Here is a 20,440-nt window from a genome sequence, read left to right on the forward strand (position 1 = left end):
CTACTGTTAAATGATATTATAAAAATAATAACACATTAACGCGGTGTCGCTTTAAGATTAAGTGAAATAAAAATGGCTGTCGACTTTCTCGACAGCCTGAGCCCGCTCTTTCAGGGAGCGGGCTTTTTGCTGTTTAATTATTTTACATTGGAAACAGTCGGGCGATCGGCTTGAATGACTTCAAAACGATAGCCTTTTTCTTTCAAGTACGAGATGATTCCGGGGAGAGCTTGAGCTGTTGGCGATTTGGTGCTTGAATCATGCATCAAGACAACGATTTCTTTTTGTGACTTTACTTGCTGCTTTATATTTGCCAGTGCTTGCGCGGCTGTGTATTTGTTGCTCCTCGCATCGCCGTTTGTTATATTCCAGTCGATAAACGTATAGCCACGTTGTTTCGCCTCTGCTTTGATCGCATGCATAACTGTTTGTTCCTTGTTATAACGTTTGGGATCTTGATATTTCAAACTGACGGTATTCGTACTGCCACCTGGATAGCGGAATACGGTTGGTTTTATGCCGGTTGCTTTTTCAATCATTTGGCTGCCTTTTTCCACGTCAGCAAAAAAGCTCTCCATATTTTTGTAAACAAGCTGATAATTATGGGAATACGAATGTCCTCCCACCGCATGTCCTTCAGCTACAATCCTTTTGAGAATGGCCTCATGACCAGCTACCTCACGACCCACAATGAAGAAGGTGGCTTTGACCTGATGCGCTTTCAGCGTATCCAAAACGTGCGGAGTTACAGGAGAGGGTCCATCGTCAAAGGTTAAGTAAGCGATCTTCTCAGAAGACTTCGGTGTCTGAGGGATCGGTTTTGTAGCAGGTTCAGGCTTCTTCGTTTGATTGGTGGTTCCTTTGTTATTGCCAGGCTGCGGTGGAGTCGGTGTCTCTGGTTTTGCAGGCTTGGATGGTTTCGGTTGTTCTGGTTGCTTTGGTTGTTCAGGCTGCTTTGGCTGCTTCTGTTGAAGCGGCTGCATCGGAATAAACGGTTCATTGCCATAGATCAAATATTTTTGACGCAGCTCAACAAATTTCTTCAGATCCGCTTCATAGGAAGAAACAATCTCCTGCGGGGATTTGCCTTGTTCGAGAAGCAGAGCGATTTTGTTGGTACCCATTACCTTGTCGAACATGGAGATTTGCATACTCGTACTTTTTGGCATAGGGAATGGTTGTAATTGCTTGGCATATGCCAGCGCGTAAATACCTGTTTTTACCGGGTTAAACTGATATGGATCGTTGATCTGAAGACGTACTCCCCCTGCAGTTCCTTTATTCTCAGGAATAAAGATGACGCCAGGTAGAAGACTTCCATTTAACAGATCAGCGTACTTGTGCGAGTCTAGACCCTCTGCCCCGATCCAAGTGAAATGGTCGCCTTGACGAATGGGGGTACCCTCACCCAAACCAGTTGCCATATATCCGAAAACCGAGGTCAAGCTAGGAATGTGCGGAGAACTCGGAATCCAGGCCAAACCTGTCTGTTGATAAATCATGTTGCGTGTATACCCTTGCATCGGAATGACGGTAAGATCTACACCGATGGTACGGTTGAAAAACAAGGCCAGCTCTCCGATGGTCATGCCATGTGCAAGCGGGAGGGTATCCACTCCAATAAAAGAGCGGTATGGCAGTTCAACTACAGGACCCTCGACAATCGTTCCACCGAGAGGATTCGGTCGATCCAGTACCATTACTTCTTTTCCTTGTTCTTTTGCAGCTGTCATGGCATATTGCAAGGTAGATATGTACGTGTAGGTTCTCGATCCGATATCCTGCAAATCAACGAGAAGAATATCAATGTCCTTCAGCATTTCTGGTGTCGGCTTGCGGGTTGATCCAGACAAGCCGTAGACGGGAATAGCGTAGACGGGATGAACAAAGCTCGTTACTTGTTTTCCTGCGACCGTTTTTCCGTCGAGGCCGTGTTCAGGTGCAAAGAGAGCGGTTAAATGGACGGAGCGATCTCGTCGTAACATGTCGATCGTGCTAACCATTTGACTGTTCTGACCTGTTTGATTCGTAATTAACCCGACTTTTTTGCCTTCAATGAGATGGTGGAACTGATTGAACAGTACATCACTTCCCAATTGGATGGCAGTCGTATTGGCGGAGCTTCCTACTGGAGGAATTAAAGTTAAGATAAGTGCCAGGATGAGGAAAGGGAGAAATTTGTTCATCATTCATTGCCTCTTTCAAGATAAAATACTGTCGCTTCTTGTCTATTGTAACGGTTTTGCAATGCAAGATGGTTGCATTTTTGTAACAATTTGAAATTAGGTCAAAAGGAGCAGAAAAAGGTAACGGAAAAGGGGAGGGGTATTAGGAAGAAATGTTCTTTTGAAAGGGAGTCTACAGGAAAATCTTGAAACAGCCTTCATCCTATAGTAGATTAAGAATCGTGTGAACCTTTTTGGAAATGGAGTGAATGTTTTGCTGAAAAAAGTAACCTCATTACTGCTAGCGATTGCCTTGGTACCGATGGCAGCGTTTTCTGCAGCGGCAGCGACTGCACCTGGAGCACCTAAAGCCGTACAGAATGCTGTTAAGGTGGAGTACAATAAAAAACAAATTGCGTTTCCTGACCAAGCACCTATTATCACCCAAGGGCGGACATTGGTTCCGATTCGTCCGATTGCAGAGAGTCTTGGATTTGAAGTGAAATGGAATGAACAAACGCGTACCGTGACCATCAACAAAGGAAAGGATAATATCAGATTGGTGGTTACTCAAAAAATTGCCAACAAAAATGGACAAACCATCAACCTCGACGTGCCTGCACAGATTGTGAACAAGCGTACTGTAGTACCTGTTCGTTTCATCGCGGAAGCTCTGAGCTACAAGGTTGAATGGGATCCGAAGACACAAACGGTATTGATTGCGGATAATGTGAACCCTAATCAAGTTGGTCAACAGGAAAAGCCAAAAGATCCGACGAAACCAGCAACAGATGAGAAAAAGGCTGAGCAGGTTGATTTGATTGATAAAGGAAGCATTGAAGGAAAAACTGTCAATGTATTAACAATTGGTCTGTACGGTGTAACAGGAAAGGTTGACCCTCAAGCATCGCTCGTGATCGTTATGGAAGATCAGACGTATGAAGTTGACGTAAATTCAGATGGAACTTTCAATTTTGAAATGCATACGAATGACGGTATCCGTACTTTTACGCTAAAAGCAGAAAAAGCGGGTAAAAAAGATGTTTATGAAGGCGAATTTATTTCCAATGATCTAGGGGCTTAAAGTTTGAGTAAGAACACCTCCTGCACATCACACTAAGTGCAAGGAGGTGTTTTTGTTGTGAGACGAATAAGTAGGAGTATCATTGCAGTACTCCTGTTTGCCGGCTTGCTGACAGGGTGTTCGCCTAACAAAGAACAGGGCACCGAAGATCAGAACGGAAATCAGGCCAAATTTGAATCTCTTGGGATTAACTTCCAGAACGATAACGTCGGTAGGGACAAAGGACCGGCAGCCATGATTAGCCAAAAGAGGGTTCATCAGCGAGAACCGCAGCTTGTGACGTCCTTGGAGGGGCATGCGGAAAAGCTGCCCGGTGTAGCTGATATCAAGGTGTTAGCGTACAAGGATAACTTGATTGTAGGTGTGCTGCCAGTCGATACACCAAAGCCTGACGAAGTCAATCCGCGGACGTCGATCCCGTATACGCCTGGAAAAATTGTGCGAGTCGATAATGGACATCCAGATTCGCTGCACAGACGTGTTGTGAATCGGATGAGGTCAAGTTTACAAGCAGAAACACGCTTCAACATTTTGTATGTGTCTACCAATCGCGCTGTTTATGACCGAATCGCAGATTTGCATTCACGAATTTCGAACGGAGAGCACATCAGTGACGAGGAATTTCAAGTCCTGTTAAATGATATTGGATATACTGTTATTGGATATAATTTAGTGGATTGAAAGAGCACCACCTGGACTCCCGGGTGGGCTTTTTGTCGATTAAGGGTCAAACGGCAGGAGAATAGTTAGAAATGGGGAAATAGTCAAAGAAGAGCAGGAGAACGGCAAGGAGTGCACATTGTATGATTCCAATCCACATCCCAATATCCAAAATAACTCCTCCAGGACAGAAGCCGTATGTCTTACGGAGACCTGCATTGGCAAAAAAATTACGATTGTTGAAATATACGCAGCTTTGTCTCATACATGCAGGGACAGGCTACGGCAAAACGACTTCTTTGGCTACATTTTTACATGATGATGCACTGGCTTCGTCCTGGTATACCATTCAGGATGGAGACGATGCCCTTCTTGCATTTGTCATCTGTCTCGTCGAAAGCGTTCGTCAGGTTCATTCTGATTTTGGACAGGTATTGCGAGAGCAACTCAAACGTATCACAGAGCAAAGTCCGGTGCCCTCCCTGGACAGTAAGGTACTGGTTGACTGGTTTGTCGGGGAGTGTGTACAGCTCCAGGCTGACCACATAGTTGTTTTGGACGATTACCAACGAATTGAGAATGGTAGTGAAGTTGATCGTTTTGTTCAACGGTTAGCCGAGGCTCTTCCACAAAAGGTCAAGCTGGTTATTTTAACGCGTTCCCGACCGAAATGGTCCAATCTCGACTTGTTGTCCGCCAGAGGGGAGTGTCTGGAACTTACAACAAATGACCTTTCTTTTACGCTGGAGGAGAGTGAGGCCTTTTATTCAGATCAATACGACATCACACTGTCCGAAGACGATTGGGGCCGAGTCGAAGAAGTGGCGCAAGGCTGGGTGATGGCGCTGCGCACTTTTGGTGAAATGGTAACGAGGGGGCAGACGGTATCAGATAGTCTGCGTGAATTATCCCGATTGCTGCACTTGCTGGAAGTAGAAGTCTGGACACAGTTGGATGCACGTATGCAGGGCTTCTTGTTGGAGGCAGCGGTTCTCGAACAATTCGATTTGGAGGATTGCAAGCAAGTACTTGGGGAAGGATGCATGGAGCACCTGTTGGAAGCCCAGCGTTGTAATCTTTTTCTTCATGTCCAAACAGGATCTCATTATTTCTTTCATCCACTTTTCCAGCGTCTCCTGTCTAGCAAGCTGGCTGCGAATCAAGCGACATATCTGCAGGTCAATCAAAAGGCCGCAGGTTGGTACAGACGTAAAGGGGACGAGGCAAAAGCTTTTGGGCGGTTGCGTCTCGTCGAACAGTGGGAGGTGCTGGGCGAATGGCTGTGCCAAGCATCGGAAAGGTTGCTGCAAGAAGGGAAGCTGGACTTTTTATATGAGTGGATTACGCTGTTACCAGATCACATCAAGTGTGAACAGCATTGGCTGTTGTTTTATCAAGGCGAAGTAGAACGCTATCGCTGTCTATATGCGAAGGCCTTTTCTTCTTATGAGCAATTTTTGAAACAATGTGAACAAAAGCAAGATCAAATCGGATTGTGTCGAGGGCTGGAAGGGCAAGCACGCGTTCATCTCGACAGCGTACAAGGCGTCCGGGCAGAAGAACTGCTTAAAAGAGCGATTCAACTCTTGCCCCCATTTGAACAGGAGAATGAGATGGCGCCGAGGCTGTATCGCTTGTTGGCAGAGATTTATACGAATCGCGGAGATGCCAAACAGGCGTCTGCTTGGTATGAACGGAGTCAGGAATTAGAGCAGCAGACGGAGGTTGAGCTGGAATCGCGCCTATTGTTTCGTACTGGCCGACTACAGTCCTCCATTCAGCTGTTGGAGAGTAAGTGGCAGGTAGAACAGAGGAAGCATCCTCCCTTGACCAGATCGTATCGGGAGACCTCTTTGCTCCTATCTTTTGTGTATGCATTGAATGGCGAATGGGAGCGAGGGTGGGAAGCAGCAGAAACTGCCATACAACTCGGACGTGCAGCGCATTCCCCTTTTGTAGAGGCGAATGGTTATGTTCGAAAAGCCCATGCGGCCCTCATCAGTCAAACATTGCCTACGGACGAGATTCGCCAGCTTTATGAAAAAGGTTTGCAAATCATGGAGGAGCTCCAGTCGACACGGGGAAAGTCAGAAACGCTTCTGGGACTAACCTTGCTTCATGCAAGAGAAAAGGTACTAGACCAAGCGCTTTTATATGGCAACAGGGGGATACAAGAGACAGAGGCAATGCGCGACGACTGGTTAGGCAGTCTTGTACGCATGGCGATTGGAATTGCTTATGCCAAATACGGGAAAGAAGAGGAAGCATGGGCTACCTTTATCGATTGTGCCGACCGACTCAGTCACTGCGGGGACAGCTACAGCGTCGTCATTTGTCAACTGTGGTTGAGCTTCTTGGCTTATCGCAAGAAACAATGGGATTTGTTCGTACCTGCAGTGACGCAAGCGCTGTCCTTGATGAAGTCCGGTGAATATTCATTCCTTTTGCAGAGACCTACTCTACTTACACCGCATGATGTACAGCAGCTTATGCCAATTCTGATTGAGGCAGAGCGCCGCAAGGTATCACCGGATTACGTCTCTCAACTGTTAAATGATTTGGGCTTGCAAAACGTGACTTTCCACCCCGGGTATACCCTTCGTATTCAGACGCTCGGTGCTTTCCGTGTATGGCTGGGAGAGCGGGAACTGAGCGAAAAGGCATGGCAGCGTGGGACGGCCAAGCTGTTGTTTCAGCTTTTATTGACGAAGAGACATCATTTATTAGCCCGGGAAGAAATCATGAACCGGCTATGGCCAGACAGTATTGAAGAAGCGGCAATTCGTGATTTTAAAGTATCGTTGAATGCGTTGAACAAAGCCCTCGAGCCAGATCGTGCGGCCAGAACGGACACATTTTTCATTCAACGCCATGGCAGCTCTTACGGTTTCAATCTGGCATCGGGCTACCATATGGACGTCGAGGAGTTCGAGAAGCTCGTTACACTGGGCTTGGCAGAGTCTGATCCGCGTCAGGGGGCCATCCTTTTGGAAAAAGGGCTTGCGTATTACTTGGGTGATTACATGCCGGAATGCCGTTATGAGGATTGGTGTGTAGAAGAGCGTGAGAGAGTGCAGGCGCTGTTTTTACGCGGAGCAGAGAGGGTAGCCAAAATCATGCTAGAGGACGGGCAATTGGAAAAAACGATCCGCTGGTGTGAGGCGATTTTGCGAGTGGACGATTGCTGGGAGGAGGCGTACCGCTTACTTATGACTGCGTATTATCAGCAAAATAATCGGACACAGGCAATCCGCTGGTATGAAAAATGTGTAGTAAAACTAAAGGAGAACCTCGGTGTCGCACCAATGCCTGCAACTATGGAGACTTACCTTCAAATTATAGAGTCGTAAAAGATCGCCCACAAAGCGATCTTTTTTTGTACATAGAGCAATGGCTGCTTGACAAAACTAGGAAGTATTCGTAATATAATCTTTGTACTGACCAGTCAGTTCAAAAAATCGAAAGGGGACAGGAGTGATGGCACCATCAAAAAAAGATCAAATTGCAAACGGAGCTTTAACCGCATTTGCCCAATTGGGTTATAGCGAAACGACCATGGATGCAATCGCGGAAATGGCACAGGTGGCAAAAGGAACACTCTATTATCACTTTTCCACAAAGGAAGAGCTGTTTTTGTACGTGATAGAAAAAGGCGTGAAGATGCTGATTTACCATGTAGATCATGTGATGCAGAATGAAGAGCTTTCCTTGGAGGATCGCATTCTGAATGTGTTGGATGAGCATCTTCGCTTCTTTTCCGAGAATCAAGATTTGTGTTTCCTGTTGCTGAGTGCCTTTTCAGGAGATGGACAGCGCGACAGGATGGTTGGCAATCTGTTAGGTGGCTATTTCAGCACGATGGAGTCTCACATGCTGGAACTGCAGAAGCAAGGGTATATCCGGGCGGATATCGATATTCGCACACTTGCTTCCTCGTTGTTTGGCATGGTTGGTTTTACTGTACTACGCAAGCAGTTTCGCAAAGAGCCAGTGAACAGTGCCGCAGATAAACAGACGCTTCGTTATATGCTTTCAGGAATGTTTCAAAATAACGTCTAGAGAAACGTAAAACAAGAGGAGAAGACAGATGAACAAACGTGCATGGATCGGTGTAGGTAGCTTTGTAGTCAGCATTGCAGTACTTGGAACTGTATTGTTTGGTTCAAATGTGAGTAGCATGGCTGGTCAGAATACAACGAAATTAGCAGGTGTAATCGAGGGAACAGAGGTAGACCTCTCTTTTAAAATGGGCGGTTCCATCGAACAGCTTTCCTTAAAAGAAGGAGACGAAGTAAAGGCAGGTCAAGTAGTTGCCACGCTAAGCAGCGCGGAAATCCTTGCGAAGAAAGAACAGGCTGAGGCTGCTTACAAGCTCTCACTCGTCAGACTTGATCAGGCAAAAAAAGGAGTATCAGTGACGGATAACTCCAGCAATGCTCAAGTCGACCAAGCAAAAGCAGCAGTAAACTCGGCGCAAGCGCAGCTTGACGCGAACAAAAATGGAGCGCGTTCGGAAGAAATTACGCAGCTCAAAGCGAAATTACAAGCAGCACAAACTGCGAATCAAATTGCCGCGACTAATTTGGAACGAATGAAAAAATTAATGGCGGAAGGCGCCGTTCCACAAGTGAAAGTGGAAGAGGCGCAGATGCAAGCAGATAAAGCTCAAGCGGAGTTTAAAGCAGCAGAAGAGCAGTTGAAAATGGCTCAAACTGGATCGCGCAAAGAGCAAGTCGATGCCGCACAAGCACAACTGGATCAAGCAAAAGCTGCATACAACCAAGCGGTAGCAGGGAGAGGTCAGGTAGGCTTGAAGGAGCTGGATGTTAAATCCGCAGAAGCGAACGTCATGCAGGCAAAAGGTGCACTGGCAGAAATGGAAGCCTATGTGAACAACACCAAGCTGACAGCTCCAGTAGACGGTATTGTAAAATCAGTAGCCGTTCAAAAGGGAGAGCTGGTTTCGCAAGGCTTCACCGTCTTGACGATCCAAACGAAAGCAGACAACTATGTCAAATTTTATGTGAATGAATACATGCTTGCGAATGTGAAAACAGGCGATCAAGTGAAATTGTTTGTCCCAGCCCTGAACAGAGAAGTAGACGCCAAAGTGGTTACTGTAGCTCCTGCTGCTGACTTTGCCGTGAAAAAAGCGACACAAGAACTCGGTGATCGTGACATTCGTTCCTTCCAGGTGAAGCTGCTGGTGTCCGATCCGGAATTGCGTCCAGGTCTGACGGTTGAGTGGCAACTTGAAGGAGCTGGTAATGGTGAATAGTTTCTCTCACCTATTTTGGAGCGAATGGAAAAATCTTTTTGCAAACAAAACCATTCGCAATATTCTCTTTCTCGTTCCGCTAATTTATTTGACGATGTTCGGCTTTCTGTACAGTGAGAAAAAAGTAATGGAGATCACCACTGTGATGGTGGATGCCGATCAAACCGAATTGAGTCGTGAGCTCTATCGCGCCTTTGAGGTCGATCATACATTTCGGATCACGTCAATCGTAGGAACAGAAGAAGAAGCAATGAAGTTGGTTGACAAGGGCGAAGCAAATATCGCCCTGATCATTCCTGCTGGATTAGAAAAGGATGTGAAGGCTGGGAGAGAGGCAGAGGTACTGACTGTTATCGACGGCAGTAACATCATGATTTCGAATACGGCAGTTCGAGCAGCAAATACAGCGATTAAGTCTGTTTCAGCAGGAACCACGCTGAAGAAGATGGAAGCACTCGGCGGCTGGGGAGAAGAAGGGAAAAACATGTTTACGGGTATCGACTATCGATACAGAGTGTTGTACAACCCGACCTTCAGCTACCTGTCCTTCATGGTATTCGGTCTTGCAGGTACAGTGCTTCAACAAGTGTTGTTTCTCGGAATCGTATTGTCGGTTGCCCAACAAAAAGAAGAGGGTACCTGGAAGGATACACTCTCTCGCCATGGCTTCTTCGCGATCACAGCGAGCAAATTGTTGCCGTACTTTCTGGCAGGGACACTCAATATGTTCCTTGCGTTTACTCTGATGTTAAAAGGTTTTGATATCCCTTATTACGGAAGCACGTTTGACCTAATGCTACTGGCTACCATGTTTAACTTGGCGGTATTGGCTATCGGTTATGCCATCTCCTTTGTATCCAGCAGCCAGCTCCAAGCTACACAGATCGGGATGATGATTGCCGTACCTTCTTTCATGCTATCGGGTTATACATGGCCACTGATGTCGATGCCAACAGGGATTGCTGCAATTGCAAAATCTTTGCCACTGACCTATTTCCTGGATGGTGTCAGAGAAATTTTGACGAAGGGCCACGGGCTGTCAACAGTCATGGACGACTTTATGGTTCTCGGCTTCATGACACTCATCGGGTTGTTCGCAGCCTATGTGATTTATTTGTTGCAGATAAGGAAAATGAAGGGGAAAGTTAGAGAACAAACGGCTGTAGAAATATGAGAATTTGGCTGCGCCAGAGCTATGGCGTAGCCTTTTTTTACTTACATGCATCTTGTTTGGCAGTCAGGCTGCATAAAAATAACCCTTGTGTAATAAATAATCCTTCCTTTATACTTATTATAAAAAAGGCAGATTCTTCAACACTAGGGGGACTTTATGTCAGCGACTCATCTAAAGCAATTGTGCGAGGAGACGTACACCAAGTTGAAAAAGGTCAGCATGGAAGTGGAACGTTTTTTGAATCAGGTTACCTTATCTGCTCTAGTATCTGCGTCAGGTGATCCTGAAGAATTTGAAACGTATTACCGTAACTATCTTTCCGACTTGCGCCACCTTTTGGTCTACTGCGAAAATGCATACGAAAGGCTGGGAGTATCACTCCGACGCGCACGATTCCATGAGGAGTTTGCCGAGGAAGTATTGTATCAGGTCTACCATACCTGTATAAATAACTTCTACTATCCAAAAGGTGAGGTCTACGAAGAAGATGGGCGGTTGGCCTATACAGGTCAGGACTGTATCATTTTCCGCAAGCAGGTAGTCCCTGAGTTGCAGGAGTTGACCTTGTCCCTGGCCAGAGTGTTCGAACAGATGCGTAATGATCTTCAATATTATGAGACAGACTACATTGCGAAAAAAAGTATGCAAATAGAAAAAGCACAGGCCTAATAAGCCTGTGTTTTTCTTTGGTTTCCCAATCAGGGATGAACCCTGATGGAAGTCCTATTATTTATAAAAGTGTAGCGTAATGGATAATGGCTGTGTACATTATGCTTCGAAGTACTCACTTTTCTCCTCATCAAAAGAGAGAGGAGAGTTCATGAGAAAAAAACGAATTTCCTCAATGCTTAATCCCATTTTTCGTGCTGTAAGGATTAGATCGATCCATTCCTTATCCAGGAGATCTTTAGGAGACGGAGTGGTTTTCATGTTAGTTCCCCTTTTACCCTCCTTTTGTAAAAACAAATAAAATACCCAAAAAATGGTTGGAAAAAGATAGGTAAAAAGCTTATATCAGAAATGATACTTAATTCAGTTTCATATGTAAATCTAGTATTTGTGACTTTTGTTTTAAATTCATGCAAAAAATAATAAGCCACCACTATTTCAGTGCTGGCAACAATGTTATTTATGTCGATTTAACCGCCATTTATTGTACTCCAAAAATTCCCGAAACTGTTCTTTACTTACCCCGGATTTCATAGCCTCTTCGATCAGCTTGTACCATTCTTCATCAACATTCTCGCTTGAAGGAATATCTTTTTCCTGAAGCAATGTGTCTACTGTCACATTTAATACTAGTGCGATTTTCTCAAGAAATTGAATAGAAGGATTTCGCTGAATGCCGCGCTCGATTGAACTCAGATAAGACTTGGCGACACCAGCGCGTTCAGCTAAATCAGAAAGAGAAAGGCCTTTGTCTATTCTAAGCTGCTGTATACGCGAGCCGATCATGTAATAGCCACCCCTTTAAATCTCTTCGTTTATTATAACGTCAACATAGCTGAAACACAACTTTTTGTGGGACTAGTCCTGTGTCGTTTGGCTCATTTATTCGAATTGAACCTACTGACACTGCTAAAAAATTACCTTTCTACTAGATGAAATGTAGCCCCATTATGGCTAAGTATCTATAATTGTGGTTGTTCTTTATAAGAAACGCGTTGTTCGTTATTAAGGTTGAGCAAAAACGAGATATTCAGACGTTATTCAACAAAATAGTCGATTTTCGCTGTTTTTGGTCTATTTTTAGAGAAAATTGATATTTTACATTCTTTTGCTTGTACAGGATACTAATTTCAAATCGTTCTTTATAAAGAACAAAGCGAACAAAGTGTTCTCTATAAAGAAAGTTTCGAATTTGAACGGCGCTTACTGCTGTCGATTTGAAATGGATAGGGATGCACAGAAAAACGTACAAAAAAAATCGGAGAGGAGAGATCCATTCTGCATGCCAATTTGTCAGAAGCAGTAACGGTAATCTGCCTGCTAATTGTAATAATTATACTATTTTTTATGGGGATCTTGGTGATTAAATCAAGGAACTTGTTGATAGAAAGGAGAACGCGCGTTTACCTGAGACAGTTTCAAGACTACTTCACGTATATCCAGTCTCAGATGGACTCGCCTGAGAGATTGAAACCGCCTTACTGGCAATTAAATCGTTTGGAAATGAGAGTTCTGCAACAAAAACTCATTGAATGGATCGAATCTCTAACAGGAAGCCACCGAGAGAAAATGATTACACTATGTGAGGATACAGGACTCGTCAAGCAAAACCTCCGAAGGCTGTATAGTCGCTTCCATTGGATAAGGATCGATGCAGCGTACTTTCTAGGAGCAATGCGGTCGGAGGAAGCTGTACCAAGACTTCTACAATTGCTACAGACAAAAAAACTCGATCCTACTCATTTTATCATCGCGAGATCTATCGCTAAGTGTGCGAGAAATCTGGAGGATATAAGGAACATGCTGATGCTCCTTGTAAAACATCGAAAAAGCAATCATTACCTTGCCGTTGACATCATGAAAGAGACAGATCTCGATTGCACACCATTATTGCTTGAATGTTTGCGAAGTACGGACAAGGATTTGAATAAAATCGCTTTGATTGGATGGTCTGCTCCTTTAACCGCGGAGATTGCCGATTTGGTATATCGGCAGATCGATTCGGAAGACAAGGAAGTCCGCATCCAGTCAATGAGGTTGCTGTTCAAATATGATGCTGTTTTGGCAACGGCATTGTTCGAGTCCTTGATGAAGACGAACGATATGGAAGTTTGTCAGAATACTGAAATGATTGAGACGTATGCCAGTTACAAAAAGCAAATCAATGAGGATGAGCAGGTGGACAAGAAAAGCCGTTATGTTTATGCCGTGTAACTATACCTGAAAGGAGTTTGACATGAGGGACTTTTTGCAAGCATACGGGATCTTTGCTGTTTATTACGTTATCGTGATTGAGACGCTCTATTTAACGATTCTAAGCCTGTCCATCAAAAATATTTTTTCCATCATCAAAAGCTCCATGTATTCTCGCTTTCAGTCACTCTCTGGATCAGAGTACGTACCACAAATTTCGATTCTCGTTCCCGCTTACAATGAGGAATTGACCATCATTGAAAACGTTCGTTCGCTTCTCGCGCTGGATTATCCCAAGTATGAAGTGGTTGTTATTAATGACGGTTCCAAAGACGAAACGTTGCAAGTTTTGTTACAGGAGTTCCAGTTAACTCGCACAGAGTATGCAGGGGGCTCCAGAGTATTGGAAACCTCCAACGTACGAGGCGTTTATTACAATCCGCAATATCCGAATTTATATCTCATTGATAAGGAAAACGGAGGAAAAGCCGACTCGCTAAACGCGGGGATTAATCTTTCCCATTATCCATTGATTGCTTCCATCGATGCTGATTCCTTATTGGAAAAGGACGCGTTGATCCGCATCGCCAAGGTGTACATGGAAAACCCTGAAGAAACGGTCGCAATCGGCGGCATAGTCCGAATCGCTAACGGCTGTGAAATCGAGGATGGAATGATAAAGAAAGTCAATCTTCCTAACAAAATTTTGCCTATGTTTCAGTGTGTCGAATACTTAAAGGCATTCCTAGGGGGAAGGATCGGTTGGAGCTCAATCAACGGACTGATTATTGTGTCTGGTGCCTTTGGGGTATTTCGAAAAGATTTCGTTGTCAAAGCCGGCGGTTATCGAGGGGGATATCCCGGCGAGGACATGAACATTATCATCAAGCTTCATAAATATATGCTTGAAAATAAACTTCCATATCGAGTGGCTTTTTGCCCTGATGCCGTTTGCTGGACCCAGGCTCCTGATACCTTGAAAATACTTGGAAGCCAGCGAAGAAGATGGGGACGTGGCAACCTTAAAAACATGCTGGAGTACGGTATTTATATAGTAGGCCGTCCCAAGTACAAAGTTGTAGGGCTGATTACATTTCCCTATAACATCATTTTCGAAACGCTCAATCCTTATTTCAGGTTTACTGGTTTTTTGGCTCTGCTGGGATATACATTGATGGACATGACTCAATGGAGAATACTGGCTATCTATGCGCTGCTGAATCTCTTGTTTGGCGTGCTGCTCGGGATCGGTTCTCTTTTTATGGAAGAGCTGGCCTTCAAGCGTTACACAAGATTTCGCGACAACCTCAAGATGTTGGCATTCCTCTTCTTCATGTTTCTTGGATATCAGCAGTTGGGAGTCATTTGGAGATTTCTGGGGCATATCGAGTTTATGCGCAACAATAACACATGGGGAACCATGACGAGAACAAGCTGGAAAACATAGAGAAATAAGGCACAGGAGGGAGATACCATGAGTCAGATTGCAAAAGCGTATTCGTTTCCTTTATTTCAAGCCTTTGAACATGTGCTTACCTTCTATGAGTCGAGTCAGTTGCCATGCGGGATTATTCTGGCTGTCACGAATGGAAGCAGTGAGGAAAAGCTCCAAGATTTGAAAATGTCTTTGGCAAAAGCAGAGGGGTTTACGGATATCCATTGTTTTTACGACAAACAAAGCAGCATTCTGGGAATTCTCCTTGGCGATCAAATGCTAGGCAATACTCATTTCTATTCTCTCTTCATCAAGGAACAGCTACAGACCCAACAACTGTTGGCAGGGCCAGTATTCATCGCCAGCTTCCCTGAACAGGGGGAATCAGCAGCACAAGTTCTAAGTGGTATGGTACAGGAGATTACTGCTGGAAAGGGAAGCGCTGGTGAGATTCACATATACAGCGGTAAAAGATCATCGGAAGAAAAGAGAAGTCTTTTGCTTGTTTCGCAAGATGAAACTGTGAATGAGTTTTTACGCATCTATTTACAAAGAAAAGGTTACTGCGTTTATTTGGCGGACAACGGGAGAGAAGCGTGGGAAAAATACAAACGATTTTTACCGGACGCTGTTATCACCGATGTCAATTTGGCCATTGAAGACGGTTACCAGCTCATCGGCAAGATCAATGCAGTTACGCATGGCACCAAAATCGTGGTGTTAACCCACAAACGGTTGGAAGACGACAAGAAAAGATCATTCGAGCTGGGAGTCTCAGATTATATAGCGAAGCCATTTTCACCAGTGGACCTGGAAGCACGAGTGAGAAGTCTATTGTCTTAAACATAGATAAAAGGGAGGAAGAAAAAAATGAGCTACTTCACAAAATTGAAGCAAAAAATGGAATCAAAAACCGTAAAAGTCGGGGTAATTGGTCTTGGGTACGTTGGTCTTCCCCTCGCTATGGAAATGGCAAAAAGCGGTTTCTCTGTTTACGGCATCGATTTGGACCAACGGAAGGTAGAAACCTTGCTTGCAGGGAGGTCGTATATTCAGGACGTTCCTTGCGATGTGATCCAATCAAGCCTTTCTGCTCAGCGATTCTTCCCGACTACTGATTATCGGGTGCTCAAGGAGCTGGATGCCGTCAGCATATGTGTGCCAACGCCGCTCAGTGAAAATCAAGATCCGGATACGTCCTTCATTAAGGGAGTTGTCCGTGAAATTATTAAATATAAAAAGAAAAACCTTCTGATTACGCTTGAGAGCACAACTTACCCGGGGACGACAGAAGAATTGATTCAATGGGAGTTCGAAAAGCTGGGTCTGACCGTCGGAAAGGATTTCTTTCTTTGCTTCTCTCCTGAGCGAGTAGACCCAGGTAACTATTCCTTCAACACACACAATACGCCAAAAGTAATCGGGGGAACCACGCCGAAGTGCTTGGAGTTGGGGGCCTTGTTGTATAGCAATTTGGTTACGAATGTAGTAACGGTTTCTTCTCCGAAGGTCGCTGAAATGTCTAAATTGCTGGAAAATACATTCCGGAGTGTAAACATTGCCTTTATCAATGAAATGGCTATGATGTGCGACAAAATGGGCATCGATGTGTGGGAGGTTATCAAAGCTGCGTCAACGAAACCGTTTGGCTACATGCCATTTTATCCAGGTCCTGGAATCGGTGGGCATTGCATTCCGCTTGATCCGATGTACCTTTCTTGGAAGGCAAAGGGCTTCCGCTTTCATAGTAAATTCATCGAACTGGCACAATCGATTAACGACAATATGCCAGACTATGTGATCAATAAAACTGCACAGGTACTGAATCTTTATGCCAAATCAATCAAAAACTCGCGGATTCTCATTTTGGGGATGGCCTACAAGCCTGACATTGATGACCTACGTGAATCCCCAGGCTTGCATATATATGAGCTGTTCCTGGAAAACGGGGCACGTGTGGATTACTACGATCCTTATGCACAAAGCTTTGTAGACAAACGCGGGAACACAGTTCGTTCCATTCCGCATGACTTGGAACAAATGAAAAATTACGATTGCATGGTACTCGTTACGAATCATAAGAGCTTTGACTACCAGAAGTTTGCTGACCTGGGTGTAGCTATCATTGATACACGGAATGCTTTTGACAGTATAACGGGTCAACACATTTACAAGCTGGGGAATCCGGCAAGGATGCACGGTGAAGAAGAACGAGTCGTACTCCTGGCTTAACTCGGAAACTGGATGCTCATTACGGAATAGGGAGGCAATCGTATGTGCGGTATCGTGGGATATATTGGTGAGGGGCAAGCGCAAAAAATCCTGACAAATGGTTTGCAGAAGTTGGAGTATCGCGGCTATGACTCGGCTGGTGTCGCAATATTTAACGGTGAAAAAATGGAGATTTGCAAGTCGAAAGGAAGGCTGGCCGTTTTGGAAGAACGGCTCGTCCAATCTCCTATGCGAGGTTGTTTGGGAATCGGACATACGCGTTGGGCCACTCACGGACGTCCATCCGATGAGAACTCACATCCGCATACGGATGAATCGGGAAAGTTTTCTGTTGTCCATAACGGTATTATCGAAAACTATCTGGAAATCAAGCAGGAGCTTTTGGACCATGGTGTCACGTTTACATCCGAGACCGATACAGAAGTCATTGCTCATCTCATTGCTGTACTATACGAAGGCGATCTCGTTACCGCGGTTCGAAATGCAGTACTGCGTATGCGCGGAGCATATGCTCTCGGGGTTATTTGCGAGTACGAACCAGATAAAATGGTGGCAGTCCGATTGGCAAGTCCATTAATTATCGGGGTAGGCAAAGGAGAAAACTTCATTGGCTCCGACATCTCTGCTGTACTTGAGCACACACGCGACATTGTCATCTTAGAAGATGGGGAAATGGCGGTTCTCAAGAAAGACAGTGTTTCTCTCATGAAAGTGGAAACGAGCGAACCGCTTCAACGAGAGTTATTCCGCGTAGATTGGAATGTGGAACAGACGGAGAAGGACGGTTTTGAGCACTTCATGCTAAAAGAAATTTACGAGCAGCCAAATGCATTTCGGAACACGCTGCTCAACCGGATTGACGAGGACGGAAAGCAAATTGTTTTAAAGGATTTTCAACTACATCCAGAACAAATCAATCGGTTTGAGAAAATATTCATCGTAGCGTGCGGAACCGCTTATCATGCAGGGTTGATCGGCAAGAATGTGATCGAAGAACTGGCGAGGATACCGGTAGAGATCGATGTCGCTTCAGAATTCAGATATCGCCGCCCTATTATATCTGAAAAAACGTTGGTCATTGTCGTGAGCCAGTCTGGTGAAACAGCTGATACGCTGGCAGCGTTGCGGGAGAGTCGACGCCTGGGAGCCAAGGTCTTGGCCATCACGAATGTACAGGGCAGCTCCATTGCCCGTGAAGCCGATTACGTACTTGCTACCTTTGCCGGGCCGGAAATTGCTGTCGCTTCAACGAAGGCGTACTCCTCTCAGGTAATCGTTTTTTACCTGCTCGGATTGTATCTAGCTCAGGTGAAGGAGACGCTTACCGAAACAGAGCGGGAATTCATGATTGCCAATCTGCGACAGCTGCCTGAGCAGGCTGAAAAGGCACTCCAACATGCGGATGATATTCGCGTCTATGCCGAGTCTATCCAAAATCATGCCAGCCTGTTCTTTATCGGTCGAGGCATTGATTATGCTGTGGCGTTGGAAGGGTCCTTGAAGCTGAAGGAAATTTCTTACCTTCACTCAGAGGCATACGCTGCAGGGGAATTGAAGCATGGAACGCTGGCTTTGATCGAAGAGGGTACGCCAGTCATTGCCTTGGTGACACAAAAAGAGCTGGAAGAAAAAATGGTTAGCAATATTACAGAAGTGAAGGCCCGAGGTGGGAATGTGTTAGCGATCACATTGGAAGGGAATGTCGAATTGCACCGAAATGTTGACGAAGTGTGCTTTGTGCCTGCGACTTTGCCTGTATTTACCCCCATCCTGTCCGTTATTCCGCTGCAGTTGATCTCGTATTATACTTCTCTGGCATTGGGTAATGATGTAGACAAGCCACGGAATCTTGCCAAAAGTGTAACCGTTGAATAAAAAATATGATTTGGAAGAATCCCGGAACAGCCAGCTTATTGGAGTGAACGGGATTCTTTCCCCATTTTGACTTGTCGGATTTACATTTATTTCCGTAAGGGGCTGAAGTGTCCATGATGGATTCCACTGACCAAACTCTTGATCAAAAAACGTTGATAGAAATCATGCTTCAGGTTTACGAGAAAGGTCAACAGACAACGACAATGGGAACGAGAGATATTGTTGAGGATATTGTCAACAGAGTAAGGCCGTACTTCAAAGAAGCCAAATAAGTCGATCTGATAGGAGGATCACATGACTAGTCGTTATGCAATTGTATTGGCAGCGGGAAAAGGGACACGAATGAGGTCTGCGCGATGCAAAGTGCTCCATGAGGTTTGTGGCAAACCAATGATCCAGCATATTGTCGACAGATTACATGGTCTTGGCATCCATGAGATTATTTTGATTGTAGGGCATGGGTCCGAGCAAGTGAAAAAGCAATTCGGTGCTTCTGTCCGCTATGCTTACCAGTCCGAGCAATTGGGGACTGCCCATGCAGTGATGATGGCGGCTGACCTCCTGCATGACAAACAGGGAACAACGATCGTGTTGAGCGGGGATACACCATTGGTGAGGGAGAAAACACTGGCGCAACTGCTCGAGCAACATGAAACTCAACATGCAGCAGCAACTGTATTAACAGCACGCGTAGACGATCCTACAGGGTACGGGCGATTGATCCGCAACGCAAACGGTCTTGTAGAACGGGTCGTGGAGCACAAGGATGCAACAGCCGAAGAACGGCTCGTATGCGAGATCAATACAGGAATGTATTGTTTCGACAACCAAAAGCTGTTTCAAGCCATATCTCGAGTGAAAAATGATAATGCCCAGAAAGAGTATTACTTGCCTGATGTTTTGAGTATTTTAAACGAGCAAAACGAGCGCATTGGGGCTTTTATGACCGATGATGCGGAAGAGGGGGGCGGCGTGAATGACAGAATCCAGCTGGCTTGCGCCGAGAGATTGCTCCGTATGCGAATCAATGAGCAGCATATGCAAAACGGGGTCACGATCATTGATCCAACCTCCACCTATATTGATGCCGATGTGTGTATCGGACCTGATACGGTTATTCATCCGGGAACGTACCTTCGCGGGAAAACAACGATAGGACCGGCTTGCGTCATCGGACCAAATGCAGACGTAAGTGATTGTATCGTAGGGGATAACGTAGAAATTCGCTACTCAAATGTATGTAATAGCACGATTCGAGATGGAGCTGTGGTTGGTCCTTATGCCTATATTCGTCCAGGTTCAGATGTAGGTGAGGGGGCGAAAGTCGGAGATTTTGTCGAACTGAAAAATTCACGTCTCGGGAAAGGTGCAAAGGTTGCTCATCTCTCGTATATTGGTGATTCTGATATTGGTGAATATGTAAACGTAGGGTGCGGTACAATCACTGTCAACTACGATGGCGTCCACAAGCATAAAACGATCGTTGGTGATCACGCCTTTATTGGTTGCAATGCCAACTTGATCGCTCCAGTTACCATCGGAGAGGGCGCTTATGTAGCCGCAGGCTCTACGATCACAGATGATGTTCCGAACGACGCTTTGGCCATCGCCAGAGAACGTCAGAGCATTAAAGAGCAGTATGCCAAACGGTTGATGACAACCCGCCCATAATCGC

The 20,440-nt window shown here is 45.2% G+C and carries 17 protein-coding genes and 1 pseudogene; 15 read left to right on the forward strand and 3 right to left on the reverse strand.

Annotation, left to right across the window (positions count from 1 at the left end; genetic code table 11):
* Nucleotides 1-137 precede the first annotated feature (137 nt).
* Nucleotides 138-2,186: an exo-beta-N-acetylmuramidase NamZ domain-containing protein gene (locus KB186_RS03065; protein WP_232773251.1), complete on the reverse strand. Its 2,049-nt coding sequence runs from the start codon at nt 2,184-2,186 to the stop codon at nt 138-140.
* A 223-nt stretch (nt 2,187-2,409) separates the two neighbouring features.
* Between KB186_RS03065 and KB186_RS03070 the strand changes: the two genes are divergently transcribed.
* From KB186_RS03070 to KB186_RS03100, 7 genes are all read left to right on the forward strand, one after another.
* Complete coding sequence (locus KB186_RS03070; RefSeq protein WP_330873249.1) at nt 2,410-3,249, forward strand: copper amine oxidase N-terminal domain-containing protein; 840 nt, start codon at nt 2,410-2,412, stop codon at nt 3,247-3,249.
* 57 nt (nt 3,250-3,306) lie between these two features.
* A complete protein-coding gene (locus KB186_RS03075) occupies nt 3,307-3,930 on the forward strand; it encodes a YhcN/YlaJ family sporulation lipoprotein (RefSeq protein ID WP_173609806.1) in 624 nt (207 codons plus the stop codon).
* 122 nt (nt 3,931-4,052) lie between these two features.
* Complete coding sequence (locus KB186_RS03080) at nt 4,053-7,259, forward strand: AfsR/SARP family transcriptional regulator (RefSeq protein ID WP_221867241.1); 3,207 nt, start codon at nt 4,053-4,055, stop codon at nt 7,257-7,259.
* Nucleotides 7,260-7,386: 127 nt separating this feature from the next.
* Nucleotides 7,387-7,968: a TetR/AcrR family transcriptional regulator gene (locus KB186_RS03085; RefSeq protein WP_173609804.1), complete on the forward strand. Its 582-nt coding sequence runs from the start codon at nt 7,387-7,389 to the stop codon at nt 7,966-7,968.
* 28 nt (nt 7,969-7,996) lie between these two features.
* Complete coding sequence (locus KB186_RS03090; RefSeq protein ID WP_221867240.1) at nt 7,997-9,187, forward strand: HlyD family secretion protein; 1,191 nt, start codon at nt 7,997-7,999, stop codon at nt 9,185-9,187.
* Nucleotides 9,177-10,361 (forward strand): ABC transporter permease, encoded by a 1,185-nt coding sequence (locus KB186_RS03095; RefSeq protein ID WP_232773085.1) that lies wholly within the window; start codon nt 9,177-9,179, stop codon nt 10,359-10,361. The genes KB186_RS03090 and KB186_RS03095 overlap by 11 nt, the downstream gene beginning before the upstream one ends.
* A 156-nt stretch (nt 10,362-10,517) precedes the next feature.
* The gene (locus tag KB186_RS03100; protein ID WP_221867239.1) at nt 10,518-11,030 is read left to right on the forward strand and encodes a DUF3907 family protein; all 513 of its coding nucleotides are present in this window, start codon (nt 10,518-10,520) and stop codon (nt 11,028-11,030) included.
* A gap of 99 nt (nt 11,031-11,129) precedes the next feature.
* On the opposite strand, the gene KB186_RS03105 is transcribed toward KB186_RS03100, so the two are convergent.
* Together KB186_RS03105 and KB186_RS03110 are read right to left on the reverse strand one after the other, a co-directional pair.
* The gene (locus tag KB186_RS03105) at nt 11,130-11,291 is read right to left on the reverse strand and encodes an anti-repressor SinI family protein (RefSeq protein ID WP_173609800.1); all 162 of its coding nucleotides are present in this window, start codon (nt 11,289-11,291) and stop codon (nt 11,130-11,132) included.
* A gap of 195 nt (nt 11,292-11,486) precedes the next feature.
* On the reverse strand, nt 11,487-11,816 hold the full coding sequence (locus tag KB186_RS03110; protein WP_048032327.1) for a helix-turn-helix domain-containing protein: 330 nt from the start codon (nt 11,814-11,816) through the stop codon (nt 11,487-11,489).
* A gap of 783 nt (nt 11,817-12,599) precedes the next feature.
* On the opposite strand from KB186_RS03110, the pseudogene KB186_RS28395 reads away from it, so the two are divergent.
* The 8 genes and pseudogenes from KB186_RS28395 to glmU all read left to right on the forward strand — a co-directional run.
* Nucleotides 12,600-12,737: pseudogene (locus tag KB186_RS28395) on the forward strand (HEAT repeat domain-containing protein); the annotation flags it as partial.
* 93 nt (nt 12,738-12,830) lie between these two features.
* A complete protein-coding gene (locus KB186_RS03115; RefSeq protein ID WP_229088024.1) occupies nt 12,831-13,244 on the forward strand; it encodes a hypothetical protein in 414 nt (137 codons plus the stop codon).
* A gap of 22 nt (nt 13,245-13,266) precedes the next feature.
* A complete protein-coding gene (locus tag KB186_RS03120) occupies nt 13,267-14,670 on the forward strand; it encodes a glycosyltransferase family 2 protein (RefSeq protein ID WP_173609798.1) in 1,404 nt (467 codons plus the stop codon).
* 27 nt (nt 14,671-14,697) lie between these two features.
* Nucleotides 14,698-15,501, forward strand: coding sequence for a response regulator transcription factor (locus tag KB186_RS03125; protein ID WP_221867236.1), 804 nt, complete (start codon nt 14,698-14,700; stop codon nt 15,499-15,501).
* A gap of 27 nt (nt 15,502-15,528) precedes the next feature.
* A complete protein-coding gene (locus tag KB186_RS03130) occupies nt 15,529-16,890 on the forward strand; it encodes a nucleotide sugar dehydrogenase (RefSeq protein WP_232773086.1) in 1,362 nt (453 codons plus the stop codon).
* 42 nt (nt 16,891-16,932) lie between these two features.
* Nucleotides 16,933-18,765 carry a glutamine--fructose-6-phosphate transaminase (isomerizing) gene (gene glmS, locus KB186_RS03135; RefSeq protein ID WP_232773087.1) on the forward strand — a complete coding sequence of 611 codons (1,833 nt, stop codon included), beginning with the start codon at nt 16,933-16,935 and terminating at the stop codon, nt 18,763-18,765.
* Nucleotides 18,766-18,878: 113 nt separating this feature from the next.
* On the forward strand, nt 18,879-19,037 hold the full coding sequence (locus tag KB186_RS03140) for a YwzD family small protein (RefSeq protein ID WP_157966782.1): 159 nt from the start codon (nt 18,879-18,881) through the stop codon (nt 19,035-19,037).
* A 22-nt stretch (nt 19,038-19,059) separates the two neighbouring features.
* The gene (gene glmU, locus KB186_RS03145; protein ID WP_232773088.1) at nt 19,060-20,436 is read left to right on the forward strand and encodes a bifunctional UDP-N-acetylglucosamine diphosphorylase/glucosamine-1-phosphate N-acetyltransferase GlmU; all 1,377 of its coding nucleotides are present in this window, start codon (nt 19,060-19,062) and stop codon (nt 20,434-20,436) included.
* Nucleotides 20,437-20,440 lie beyond the last annotated feature (4 nt).

It is taken from the genome of Brevibacillus sp. AF8 (genome assembly GCF_021270385.1).
Classification (GTDB): Bacteria; Bacillota; Bacilli; order Brevibacillales; family Brevibacillaceae; genus Brevibacillus.